This is a genomic window from Leisingera sp. XS_AS12 (genome assembly GCF_041224635.1).
Taxonomy (GTDB): Bacteria; Pseudomonadota; Alphaproteobacteria; order Rhodobacterales; family Rhodobacteraceae; genus Leisingera.
In genome coordinates, this window is the sequence record NZ_JBGFGM010000088.1 from 1 (window position 1) to 11,540 (window position 11,540).

General features: G+C 53.2%; 12 protein-coding genes. 7 read left to right on the forward strand and 5 right to left on the reverse strand.

The window, feature by feature from the left end; all coding sequences use genetic code 11:
* Positions 1 to 313: 313 nt before the first annotated feature.
* A complete protein-coding gene (locus AB9K35_RS09450) occupies positions 314 to 517 on the reverse strand; it encodes a helix-turn-helix domain-containing protein (RefSeq protein WP_369925575.1) in 204 nt (67 codons plus the stop codon).
* On the opposite strand from AB9K35_RS09450, the gene AB9K35_RS09455 reads away from it, so the two are divergent.
* Entirely contained in the window at positions 516 to 722 is a 207-nt protein-coding gene (locus AB9K35_RS09455; RefSeq protein WP_369925577.1) for an ATP-binding protein, read from the forward strand. The two genes, AB9K35_RS09450 and AB9K35_RS09455, sit on opposite strands and share 2 nt — an antisense overlap.
* A gap of 102 nt (positions 723 to 824) precedes the next feature.
* On the opposite strand, the gene AB9K35_RS09460 is transcribed toward AB9K35_RS09455, so the two are convergent.
* A complete protein-coding gene (locus AB9K35_RS09460; protein WP_369925578.1) occupies positions 825 to 1,415 on the reverse strand; it encodes a hypothetical protein in 591 nt (196 codons plus the stop codon).
* Between the two features lie 524 nt (positions 1,416 to 1,939).
* Here AB9K35_RS09460 and AB9K35_RS09465 point away from each other — a divergent pair.
* The 4 genes from AB9K35_RS09465 (at position 1,940) to AB9K35_RS09480 (ending at position 4,283) form a co-directional block, all read left to right on the forward strand.
* Positions 1,940 to 2,386, forward strand: coding sequence for a hypothetical protein (locus tag AB9K35_RS09465; RefSeq protein WP_369925579.1), 447 nt, complete (start codon positions 1,940 to 1,942; stop codon positions 2,384 to 2,386).
* Positions 2,376 to 2,879 carry a hypothetical protein gene (locus AB9K35_RS09470; RefSeq protein ID WP_369925581.1) on the forward strand — a complete coding sequence of 168 codons (504 nt, stop codon included), beginning with the start codon at positions 2,376 to 2,378 and terminating at the stop codon, positions 2,877 to 2,879. Before AB9K35_RS09465 ends, AB9K35_RS09470 begins: the two co-directional genes overlap by 11 nt.
* 74 nt (positions 2,880 to 2,953) lie before the next feature.
* Complete coding sequence (locus AB9K35_RS09475; protein ID WP_369925583.1) at positions 2,954 to 3,919, forward strand: hypothetical protein; 966 nt, start codon at positions 2,954 to 2,956, stop codon at positions 3,917 to 3,919.
* The gene (locus AB9K35_RS09480; RefSeq protein ID WP_369925584.1) at positions 3,909 to 4,283 is read left to right on the forward strand and encodes a hypothetical protein; all 375 of its coding nucleotides are present in this window, start codon (positions 3,909 to 3,911) and stop codon (positions 4,281 to 4,283) included. Before AB9K35_RS09475 ends, AB9K35_RS09480 begins: the two co-directional genes overlap by 11 nt.
* A gap of 133 nt (positions 4,284 to 4,416) precedes the next feature.
* Here AB9K35_RS09480 and AB9K35_RS09485 read toward each other — a convergent pair whose 3' ends face one another.
* From AB9K35_RS09485 to AB9K35_RS09495, 3 genes are all read right to left on the reverse strand, one after another.
* Positions 4,417 to 5,763, reverse strand: coding sequence for a phospholipase D family protein (locus tag AB9K35_RS09485; protein ID WP_369925586.1), 1,347 nt, complete (start codon positions 5,761 to 5,763; stop codon positions 4,417 to 4,419).
* Positions 5,764 to 5,994: 231 nt separating this feature from the next.
* Positions 5,995 to 7,677, reverse strand: coding sequence for a DUF262 domain-containing protein (locus AB9K35_RS09490; protein WP_369925587.1), 1,683 nt, complete (start codon positions 7,675 to 7,677; stop codon positions 5,995 to 5,997).
* 339 nt (positions 7,678 to 8,016) lie between these two features.
* The gene (locus AB9K35_RS09495; RefSeq protein ID WP_369925588.1) at positions 8,017 to 8,586 is read right to left on the reverse strand and encodes a DUF1643 domain-containing protein; all 570 of its coding nucleotides are present in this window, start codon (positions 8,584 to 8,586) and stop codon (positions 8,017 to 8,019) included.
* A 354-nt stretch (positions 8,587 to 8,940) separates the two neighbouring features.
* On the opposite strand from AB9K35_RS09495, the gene AB9K35_RS09500 reads away from it, so the two are divergent.
* A complete protein-coding gene (locus AB9K35_RS09500; RefSeq protein WP_369925590.1) occupies positions 8,941 to 9,741 on the forward strand; it encodes an abortive infection family protein in 801 nt (266 codons plus the stop codon).
* Between the two features lie 292 nt (positions 9,742 to 10,033).
* Positions 10,034 to 11,068: a hypothetical protein gene (locus AB9K35_RS09505; RefSeq protein ID WP_369925592.1), complete on the forward strand. Its 1,035-nt coding sequence runs from the start codon at positions 10,034 to 10,036 to the stop codon at positions 11,066 to 11,068.
* Positions 11,069 to 11,540: the final 472 nt, after the last annotated feature.

Consider the following 11,540-nt stretch of genomic DNA (forward strand, 5'->3'; position numbering starts at 1 on the left):
GTCGGCAAACCAAACCTTAGCCGAAGAACAACTATGGCCGCCAAGCGGCTCGCGCGGGCCTCGCTTCGCTACGCGAAGGCTCAGCTCAGCCCGCGCTACCGGCGGAAATTACACCAACCGTTGGGACACTGCTCTGCGAGAACGCTACACGATCTAATCAATGGCTGATCTGGTGAAGCTGCAGTGCAACATTGTCCATAGGCGTGAACGGCAGGAAAGGGCCGTTTTTTTCCGGTGAATTTTGCCGCCATTGCGCAGATGTTACGTCGCAACGAGGTTATCCAAACAGTCTGATCTGTCGATTTGCCGAACGTCAATGTCTGCTATCAACAGTACCGAGAATCTTGCTAAATACCAGATCACGCGGTGGTAGTTCCGGCTCATTCAGGGCGAGGTCAACGAGAGCCTTCCGGATCTCGTCGGGGATGCGGTTCCAAACCCGGCCGGGGTGTGGACGGCGGTCCTCGAGCCCGGCTTCACCGAACGCCTCATAGCGGGCATACCAAGGGTAGAACATGCTTTTCCGGATGCCAGGCACTGGAAAATCACATCTGGCCAAGGCGCTCAGCGTGTTCGCGGTCAAGTCGGGCAAGAGCGTCCATCGTGCAACCCTGGCCGAACCGATTGCAGCGTTGAGCCAGGCTGAGCGGGAGGGTCGGCTGGCCGACAAGATCCGCTTTTATGCCTGGGTGTCTATGCTGATCGTCGACGAGATTAGTTAACGGCAGCAATCCGGTCCGGAACAGCCTGTGCCACGAACTCATGACTGTCACACGTCGGAAAAATTAGCCGCTGAGAGATTAGGCCATATCCACTGGATGGGATTACTGGTGCCCCGGCGGGCGCAACATTTCCAACACGGCATCCTTTGCCTCAAGCTGCGCGCGCAACGCAATGATTTGCTTAACTGCATCATCGAGTTCCAAGTCTTTGCGCTGCACCTCGGCTTCCAGGACAGCAACCCTTTCTTCCTCGGCGGATAGGCGGTTCTTGAACTCATCCTGTTCTTCTCGCTTCCTACGGAGCTCGTCACGCATTGATTGTAACCGTTCTTGCGCTTCCTGAAGTGGAAGAGTGCTTTGTTCCTTCAACTCACTGAAGCTCTCGGCGATCCCGGCGACGAGTTGACGGCGAGACTTGTCGATGGCCTGATCGATGAAATCCGTTGCCGACCTCGGGAGGGCGGCGATCAATTTCAAAACACGCTGTTCCTCTTTGGCGTCTTGAACTTCCTGGATCATTTGCCGCAAACCCTCCGGGCGGGGCTTGGCCGTCAAATGCTGCTCTTCGATCATGTGTCGGGCAACATTTTCGACGGAAGGCTCCAGTCCGCGAATTTTGAGATCGGCCAGTGCCCTGGAAACCTGTCCCTCGTTATACGACTTCTTGCGCCCGGAGTTGGAACTTGCAGCCATCGGGATGCTCCTCATGTTTTGATTTGTCCTATCATTTGACAAATCAGATTTGACAAATTGCCTGCACGTGCAGGCCGAGGCACGTGTTGCCTCTTCGTGATTAGGAGTTGCGTTCGATTCAAATTTTGAGAAACAAACCCGGTCTGGAAGTCGGAAAAACCTTGGTCTCGCATAGCGCGGTGAGGTTCACGGCCCGCGGAAACTCTCGTGTTTCATGCACGGAAGAACCCTGACAACCGTGTCAGAAAATAGGACCTGCGAAATCTGCATTGACATCTGCAAAACCTGCACACCGAGCTGAAATTTCTGCATCTTCGGCTGACAAACTTGCATATCCATCTGCGAAATTTGCATCCGCCCCCCGTCAAGGCGTTGAAACCAAGCTATAAACCGTCCTCCCGAAAGAAGAGAAACCCAGAAAGAGTAGAAAGGCCTCTGGTGAGGCCGTTTTTTGTTTTGAGTGGATGGCACTACACCTGCGCCAACCTCTCGGGCACATCTGACACGTGTTGATTGACGGGCCGATGGCGACCGCAGTGCCGCGTGCCGGGGAAAATATCCTGTTCAGATTGAAGGATCAGGCTTTCCCTCAGGCAATTCGTCCCGAGATGGCAGCGCACCACCATGACGTCCGGCCTGGAAACCCTGGGCGGGTCGGCGATACAGCTTCACTGATCTCATCCAAACACCTTCATTCTGTCGGCAAGAAGAAATTTGGCCCCGTATTTTCAAAGTTTCGGCAAACGACCGCATCTCCTTCCCGAACCAAGAGGGACAATCCCATGCTTACAACCGCCGAAGTTGCACATCATTTTGCCCTTGCCGAGTATCGATTGGGTTGTAGCCCGCAATCAGGAACACTGGATGCCATTGAAGGCCTATCGCAGCCTTGGCTGCGCTCCCAGATCCAACGATCACAGGCATTTTCAGCTGGCGACAGAGTTATGGCAGGAGGAACGGGTGCTGTTTGATAACATCGCTTTGACGAAGGATTACCGGTATGTCAGATGGCGGTTTTCGAAGTTCAGCTTCGAGCTCATGTCCGAGATGGACAGATACGCTTCGCAGATTGCAGAAAGACTAAAAACCGCCCGGACAGATTTGGATCTGGATGTCCTTCTCCAAGCCGTACAGCATCATAGAATGCAGCGCCCGGAATTCCGGATGCTCGCTCAGAGTTTTCAAAGCCGGGGTGAAGAACCCGTACCGTTCAAACTCAAGGATGTCGATCGAAAGCTTAAAAGCAGTTTGCAGCGTCTGGCGGATCTCACCGGTTACAGTTTCGTCGTCGGCTACCTGCAGGAAGGCAAAGCGCCGGGGTACACCTCGGTGGCCATTCGCATCCAGCACGAAAAGACGAAATGGCCATCCGGGCGCATTTGTAAGTTTCCACCCCGGACCAGGCAATTCTCTCTGATCCCGGAAGCCTGCGAAGCCCAGCAATCCTTGCAAATGAAGGCCTGACGAAAAAGATGTCAGAAAACCGCTTTGGAAAACCAAAAACCGGCCAATCTCCTTGATAAAGGAGTGGCAGAACGATGTTTCAACAACTGAAATCCTGGGGCGAGGCTAACGGACTTACCGAAGGGAACTGGGCAAGACTGAAGGCCGCGATTGAATTCCACGAAACCTTCCTATGCAATGGCGATCTTGCGAACATCGTTCATCCCCATGATTTCGAGGACACCTGGTCTCACGATCTGAAGGATGTGCCAGAGCACTTCAGCAATCCGGCACAGTACCAAGCCTGGCGGAATATTCTGATTTCCGGGTTGGAAGCGTATTCCGGACAAATTTCCCGAAAGTCAGCAGTCCAAGAAGAGGCAAAGGACGATTGGCTACGGCTGCGTGACTGGTGCAGGGAGCGGGATTTTGGGTACGTGCATGAGAACAGCCTTCTGGCGCTGCGCCGGATTGCCCTTAGGCTTGATATTGAACCTGCAGGAGTGACCCAAGACTGGGCCGAGAAGGCGCAACAAGGCTTGAAGGCTTCTCAGCGCGCCTTGTTCAGGTCTGGTGTCGCCACTTTTGAAAAAGCTCGGGCTCATCCTGAAATTCGTGAGGAGTTCGGTCTGACTGAAACACAGATTGGACAGCTCCAGTTCAAACCTTCGCCAAATGAAGAACAGCCCTTGCCGCCGCGCTTCAAGGCGGACTTTGAGGAATGGGTTGGTCTTCTGGCTGCTGGCGAGCCTATCGGGTTCCGGGGGCGGCAGCGTAAACCCGTGGCGGAGGCAACTCTGCGCCAGTACCGGTTTGCGGTCGCCTGGTATTGGCGTTGCTTTGCTGTGGCGTTCCCAGGCCAATTCAACCCGGAAACTGCCAATCTCGCACGCCAGTTCGTGTTGGAGGAAATCTCCGAGATCGCGGACAAGACAAAAAGTCTTCAGCTCAAACCTGGTATGAAAAAGGAATACATCTCTAAAGTCCTACCCTTCTTCCATCAATGGAATCCACAGCTGGTGCAACCAAGAAAGGGAAAGAAAGACAAAGATGAAGGATAAACAGACGGGGAAATTCGTGCGTGCCGGGCGGATCAGCGAGCGGCTCGCCGCGATGGAAGCACCAGAGAAGTTTGTAACTCATGCAAGGGCGATTGAATCTGGGGAAACTGGCCTGAAAGGATACCTCCATAAACCTGCCCTCAATGGAATGTTCAGGTTTATTGATTTGGCGGTCACCCAGGACCTTCCGTTGGATTTCCATAAGAGCACGATCGTAGCATTTCTCGATGATCTTGATACACGATCCACGGGCTCTGCGTATTGGTTGCGCTACGCAAATGCGATGCAGGAAGTGGCGCGCGAGATGGGTTACCCCTTCCAAGTCGTCGATGGGTTCGAGGTGAGGTTGGGGCCGGTTTCTTAGAACACCAGGAACCTCACATGCGATACCGGCCCTCTGCGAACATTGAGCAGCAGAACTCCGCTGCGGTGCAGCTTCGCCGAAGCAGTCGTTTGGAAATCGATAAAGCAATGTCGAATTGCTGCTTCTGCATACGTCACCCAACGTGGACTGTTACGTCATATCCCAGAGACTTTAGAGATTTCGAAGTCCGCCCGTTCCGGGGGGGGAAGCGATCAGGCAGTGCCCACCCGACGAGTTCGCCCAATGCGCTTACCCCGAGGCCTTCGATTTTCCATTTCGGATCATGAAAGGCGGTCCAGAGGCGCTCCGGCAACTGTGCCTCCGGGCCACTATAGAGGATGAACTTCAAGAGCTGCTTCACGTCGTTGCCACCAGCGGACTTGTCGATCCAAATCCGCTTCGAGAGCGCGTCGACCTTTTCTGCTATCGTGTACCTCGTCCCGTCCTCACGAAGACCGACAGCCTTATTCGCGACGCGTCGCGCATAGTCTTTGATGGAATGTATACCCATGCAGATTTCGCGGAAGGCCTCATATTCCATATCCTCGATGGCCTCGGCAGTGAGCGCCTCCCGCAGCATGGGCGCGGTGGAATTCAACATAACGTCTTCTTCGGACGGGGCCTTGGGTAAGTTGCGCCACCACTTGATGGCGTCAGCGAGCGCAGCATCAGGGTTCCTCTGGTTTTGCTCGAAATGGTCGGTGTAGAGAGCTCTGCGTCCGTCAAAGGTACGCTGATAGTAGTGCGCGTGGAGGAACTGGTCGCCCTGAGCGCCTGCAGGGGCATCGCCGTCAATCCAAGAGGGCCTGTTCTCAGGCTTGCTCACCAAGTTTCCGATATCGCGGAGCTGTTGCAGCGTAGAGTGCCATTCCTCAAGGAATGCCTCCCGGCGGCGGTCAGCGGCTTTCTTCTTCCCGGTCTGCACAAGCCCAGACCACTGGTTGAAACTCGGGCTGTCCCAGAACTCTTCGGACGGTGGCTCCGAACGCGCAATCTGCGTTGCGCGCTTCTGCATGACTTCGAGCAACTCGTCTGTCAGCGGCGTCGAGTTCCGATCGAGCACGTCGAATAGTTCAAGGATATCTTCGGCCATTTGATCCGTGATCTCGGCTTCGGGAAAGAAGCAGCCGGCCTCGACGTTCTTATACCAAGCGCTCGCAGTGAGGTTCGCGGAGCCGATGTAGAGGCCGTACTCGCGCCACCAGATTACCTTCGCATGGTGATGCTGAACGAGGCGGCATTGGAAACGGGCCGACTTGCGGGCGAGGAACGCGGACAGGATGGAAGGTTTGACCGGGACGCCTTCGTCGAGGCGACCAAAATACTTGAGTGGAATGCCGTTGTTCCAACACCAGTCGAACAGAAGGTTCATATCTGTCGCGTATGCGACCGCTGCCAGAACCTCTTGTGTCTCAGCAGCCGCGTTCAGTGTGATGTTCGTCAGATAGTCCCCGTTAATGCCGCCCATTATAAGTTGCATATAGACCTCAAATCAGAAATTATTTTGTTTTGTCCAGCCAATAGCGGCCATTTAAGTCGACTTATATTACGCGCCGAAGTGAGCCTGAAGCAGATCTCTTGATCTGCTGGCAGCATCAGCGTCGCATCCTTAGTTAATACGTGCAAAAAGCGGGTGCTGAGTAGCCCTGAATAACGGCCGAACTGCCTGAGGGGAGCGAAGCACACCCTCAGGCTCGCCGAAAGATTTCTGCTATTCAGCTGGCCACGCCCTCAGCGCAAGGGTGGCCATCTCTTTCTGCCGATCTTCCACCTCCTTCGGTGACCAGCCTTCGTATTCTCCGAGTGCAGCGGTGGTAGTCAGGCTGCTCTTTTCAAAAAACGGCTTCTTAGCCGCGAAACTACTGTTTGGCATACCGTTGTTCTCGCTCCTTCGAAGGAGGCAAAGGTTGCCAAGCCGAGTTTTGAACTCCGCGTGCGTATCAGCATCAAAGCTCTCCCAGCCCGCCGCAGGGAGAGCTTTGGGCAGTATGTGCTCAAGGGTGATCTGGTTAGGGTCGGTATTGACCCACTCCTTCTCACCTTTATCTGGCGACGCAGTGTGCTCTAACTCCCTCAGAATATATCGGGCCAAGGCCGCCTTCGATACACGAGCACTTGCGAACGCCTCCTCGAAATCTTTGTCCGAAACGAATATCTTTTTTAGGGCGGCTACGAGTTCGTTGTGTTTCGAGATCTCACCTCGTGTGATTTTTAGGGCAGCGTCGGCGAAAGCTTGTTCATTTACACCACTTCGCGTCCTTGCAGACAATACGAGGCGCAGGCTTAGTGAGGTGAGGAAGCGAATAGATTTTTCAAATTCTTTCTTTCTGAACTTTGCGGAAATGGCCAGCAAAAGAGGTCGCATTGGCTTGAGATCAAAAAAATTGAAATCAGTGAGAAGCTTTCGGGAAGCAGGCGAATAACTGTCCCAAAATTCACTCTCTGGATTAAAGGTCGCAGTGTAAGTGCGGGAAGCTTCAGCCAGGGATGTCAGGAAGGAGATCGAAGTCCCCTCATTCTTATACCTGGTTTGGATGGCGTCATACACGCCGTCGGCGCGCACAAATCCGGAGAATGCAATCAGGTAGTGCCGCAGGAAAGAGACTTGCGGGTCGTCATCTCCGAGTTCCTGGAGGTTCTCCAACATGTTCGACCATTTCGACTGTGCGACACCGACTTGCCGGTCCGCAAGGCCGAATAAGTAGCTTTTGACAAGATCAGCCTGAGAGGTCCGAAGTCCGCGGTCGTTAAGTGTCTCAAACATCTTGAACGCGCGAGCTTGATCATGAGCCCGCAACAGAATGACTTGAGCCGATCGCTCGAGGTAGTCAATCCAATTATTTAGCGTCTCAGGCGCATCTACGCCCAAGACTGATTCAGCGATCGCTTCAACGCGCTTCACGGCAAGGAAATACGCAGCCTTCAAAAGCCTGTGGGAGGTTCGGCTTCCTTTAGGGGGCCAGTCTTCTTCTTGGTTTCTTGATGTGAGTTTCTTGAAGTAGGCCCTGTCATCGGTGTTCAGGGAAAGCTTCTGCTTGAAACCCTCCCGCCTGTCGCTACTGAAAAGGTAGCTATTTTGAAGTGAGGTAGATATTTCTTTGCCGATCTCGTGCTTATCCAGATAGTCTCTAATCGCAGTGAGCAGCAGGTAAGTGGTAGTCATACGCTGCTGACCGTCCACTACGCTGAGTTCGCCAGTCGCTTTATCTTCGATCGCAACAATAGTCCCGAGGAAGTACTCGGAGTTTCCCCGATACGCCGCCTCGAGGTCAGAGAAAAGCTGTTCGACCTCTTCGTCGGTCCAAGCATAGTCGCGTTGATGGGGAGGGATACTCAATGAAAAGTCGGCAAAAATCTTTGCGATTCCAATATCGTCGAAGCTAAAAGTTTTCATAGTGCTCTCTGGTGTGACCGCTTTTTTGGGGGAGGCTAAACCCACGGTTGCTGACGCGCAAGCTGGCGCCAAGCGTGAAATTTCAGGGGGGGGGGTATGCCCCGAAATTCGCGCCCCGGCATGGGTCCGCTTCAACCTGGGCAGTCGAGCATCGAGCCGCAGCGCCGCAAGTCGGCTTTCCGCCCTCACTGTCGGGCTGTCGGAAACGGCCCTTTCCGGACATTCGCCAAGCGCACCCTCGCTGCGTCGCAGTTCCTGCGAAACTGTCCTTCATGGACACGTGCCGCGACGTCTCTTATCCCGAGGACCGCAGCGCAGACAGAGCGGACACCGCTAATGTCACGCTTCGAGTATAGCCAATCTCTGTAGCTGAACGTCTGCAGGCACGGGTAGGACGTGTCGTGGGAAACCTTTATCTGTCTTCCCCAGGCAAAACATCGGAGCCCCGTTCTGCGCAACCGCACGCAGAACGTCGTCGATGGCAGGCTGATACCTTTTCAGCATATTGCCGTGAGCAATGACCACGCATTCAGCATCGTCCGCCATCTCCATTATCGCTTCGAGATTACGTGGGGTTCTCGCGGCCCCAAGGTCGCGGGGGATGTCTCGTGGACAAGTGGCGCGGTAGTCGAGTATGTTGCCCTTGAGGTAACGCGTGTATCCCCACTGCCGCGAAAACAAGAACTCTCGGTGGCAGGAAGGGTCATTGAAGTCGATGTTCGCCGTGGAAGGGTTCATACCGATCCATAGTATCGTCCGGCTCTCTTGGCCTTCGGCGGTCCAATCACGCATCAATTTTTGCCGAAACCTTTGATCCTCTGAAAACTCCGCATAACTCACTACCCCGTCGGGAACGCGGATCATTCGTCGCCCGCCGGGATCGTGCTGGTTTAGAGCTGGTCGCAGCATGCGTATTTGTCTCCTTCTGTGACAACAGAATGCGAAAGGCGCCTGCCGTTCAATTAGCTGGCCAGCAAATCCCCCAGTCTAAGGTCTTTGCGGTGCAGCTCGCCGCATACCGCGATAATGGCGGCACTGATGGTCGCTGTCGCCCCGGGATTAGCTTCAATCCATGCGAATAGTTCAGCCAGATATGTAGTCATGAAACACCCGCTCAAGTTTACTCCATTGCTGTCTATGCTGGCGACAACGCGAGGGGAAGGCGCTTGTTCATCTGCATCCTTGTCATGGATACCGTGTGTAGCACTCGGGGCTTGCATCGCGTAGAACCTTCGAAGTCCACTGATTCAAGGTGTTCAACCCGTGCTCAAGAAGCCTTACGAACAGATCATCCCTCGTCTCGAAAGGGAAGCCATCGAAACAGTTCTTGGAATGGAGAATGGATACGTCCTCGATTTCAGCGACAGGACCTTCGATGACTTCTTCTTTGAGACAGTCAACATTGACCCTTCTGCGCAGCCCCGACTTTTCAGCGGTCGCGGGACTTCGAAAGCCAAGCGGCTGCGATCCTTCATCGAGAATGCCAGCCCCCATCTTGCAGCGAAGGTTCTCCGTGAGCTCTGGGAGCACAGGGAAGCTTATTTTTTTGTTGGCTCCAAAATAAGCGAAAAGACCGAGACACTCTATTTTTCGGCTATAGCCCGCATTGAGGGACGGGCTGATCAGATCGACACCACCGCCATTGAGGCTTTCGAGCCAAACGAAACCTTGGAAGAGCTGGTGGCGTCCATCCGCCGGGACCTGGACGCGAAAAAACCGCATACTGCCATAGACCGACTGCACACTTATTGCATGAAGCGATTTGCAGCCCTCATTCGAAAGCACGGCGGCCCCGACTGCGGCAAGGATGATCCGCTCCACTCACGCGTTGGGAAATACGTCAAGATTTTGCAGCAGAAACACAACCTCACACCCGTTTCGGACCGCATCGTGAAGACGCACATCGCGGTTTTTCAAGAGATGAATCCGATCCGAAACGATCAGTCTTTTGCGCATGACAACGAGACACTGGTAACGATGGAGGAGGCACGGTTCATTTTCGACAGTGTGACCGCGTTCTTACGGTTCTCAAAGGCCATCGATGGTCGCCTCTTCGAGGACTGAGAGAGAAGCCACCAATCCAGCGACGTTCCACCTCGTGCCGAAGCCCGGTTTGTCGGAACGGAAACCCTGTGCAGGCGAAAAGGTTGGAAATGGTGTAGTCGCCCCCAAGAATGGTAGCGACGCCTTGATGAGCCCTTGGATAACGAACAAGAACAAAGACCAACGACTACAGATAAAACCTTAGTGTGGAAATGGTGTTAAATCCAGCCAAGAGTTTAATTGGATATTCGTAAGCTACTCTTATAATATGGATAAAAGATCAAATAATCACCGTGCGCATCAAAGGATATCAGTGCAAGTTCCAATCGGTGAGAAAAAGATTTCTGGTTGGCCAATTTCCGGTGACGACCCAAGGCCCGTAAAAAACCTGGACGGCAAGCCGTCGAGGCGGGTCCGCGATGAGGAATCGCGCGCATACTTTAAGGATATTCAAGGATACTGGCGTCGCACGGACACTAATATTGATGTCGACTTTGACAACCTATGTGCAGCAACACATGGCCACATACGCAGGTCTATCATATCTGACATAGAGTTTGAAATATTTCATGAAAAAATTCCTGACTGGGTGCACATGGCGGGCATTGAGCCCGAAAGCCGAGTCACAAAGACACAATTTGAAAAACTAATTGCCGGATCAACAAGCGATATAATATTGCATAAGTTTTTATACTTGCAAGATGTCCAAGGCCTTCTCACGAATATCCAACGAACAAGCGCACAAATCAGTCAAGTTGTCGGTGAGTTTTACGGCATACTGAATGACTGCTCTCCCTACCTCTACTCAAGGGACGAAAAAGTTGGTTTACGATCTACAGTTGGCGCTGAAACTTCACTCCTGCATGCACATTTGGAAACCATCTTCGTTCGCATGAGGAGCTTACTGGACTATGCTGTCAAAGTTTGGCTGGAAGCGGAACGACGAGAAGTTGATTACTCCAAAATCGTAAAACTTAAAGGTAAATCAAAGCAGTATGGAGACAAAGGATCACTCGCCATGAATGAGCGCGCCGGCACTCTTTTTGTGAAGGATGAACTTATTTGGACGATTTGCTCCATCAGAGATAGGATTGTGCATGACGGGCATTTAGATATTAGCGCTCGCTTGTATGAAATCTTCAAACGCCACCGATTGGTTGAGCGCTTTGTTCTAATTCCTGACATGGCGGAAGGACGCTTCGAGGTTTTCAAAAATAGATCAAACTTTTACGGACGTGATCGTAAGATAAACTACGATCTCCCCATAATATACGACGATTTTTTTCGACGGATGCTAAATACCATTGGCGCTCTGCACGATCTGTATGCTTCAAAAAGACTTTCCTGATTATAAATAATCATTCCCTGCATGCATTATGGCAGCTAATGTGGGGCATTACATGGTTGCATTCTTGCCCGAAGTTCTGCCGTGGAGGAGTCGCGCACTTCCGGAAACCGCCTTTTGTGCAAGTCGCGCCGGGTCTGGCGGCGTGATCCCGGCGGAATGTCCGCTTCCGTGATATGGCAAAGCTTGGCTCGGAAGTGCAGCGAACGGCAGCAGTCCGCCCTTCCTGCCAGAGTGGCGCGATCGGCCCAATGCCGCCTTCCAAGAGCTCCCACGGCGCTGCAACGCAGAGCACCCACAGCAGACTTTGCTATACTCCAAATTGCGGTCAGCCCGTAAGCGGCGTCTCGACCCCACGTTGCTGCTGATGGCTTCGGCTGCGAAGTGATCTCCATCTCATGATGGGGAGTGCGTTTCGCAATGTGTGCTACAAATTCGTTTCTCAAATCGCTGGGCGTCGAGATCTACGCGTCGG

What these genes read in the sequence shown, in the direction of transcription:
- AB9K35_RS09455 (WP_369925577.1), top strand. Translation starts at nt 516, where the DNA reads ATGCTTTTCCGGATGCCAGGCACTGGAAAATCACATCTGGCCAAGGCG.
- AB9K35_RS09450 (WP_369925575.1), bottom strand. Translation starts at nt 517, where the DNA reads ATGTTCTACCCTTGGTATGCCCGCTATGAGGCGTTCGGTGAAGCCGGG.
- AB9K35_RS09460 (WP_369925578.1), bottom strand. Translation starts at nt 1,415, where the DNA reads ATGGCTGCAAGTTCCAACTCCGGGCGCAAGAAGTCGTATAACGAGGGA.
- AB9K35_RS09465 (WP_369925579.1), top strand. Translation starts at nt 1,940, where the DNA reads ATGGCGACCGCAGTGCCGCGTGCCGGGGAAAATATCCTGTTCAGATTG.
- AB9K35_RS09475 (WP_369925583.1), top strand. Translation starts at nt 2,954, where the DNA reads ATGTTTCAACAACTGAAATCCTGGGGCGAGGCTAACGGACTTACCGAA.
- AB9K35_RS09480 (WP_369925584.1), top strand. Translation starts at nt 3,909, where the DNA reads ATGAAGGATAAACAGACGGGGAAATTCGTGCGTGCCGGGCGGATCAGC.
- AB9K35_RS09485 (WP_369925586.1), bottom strand. Translation starts at nt 5,763, where the DNA reads ATGCAACTTATAATGGGCGGCATTAACGGGGACTATCTGACGAACATC.
- AB9K35_RS09490 (WP_369925587.1), bottom strand. Translation starts at nt 7,677, where the DNA reads ATGAAAACTTTTAGCTTCGACGATATTGGAATCGCAAAGATTTTTGCC.
- AB9K35_RS09495 (WP_369925588.1), bottom strand. Translation starts at nt 8,586, where the DNA reads ATGCTGCGACCAGCTCTAAACCAGCACGATCCCGGCGGGCGACGAATG.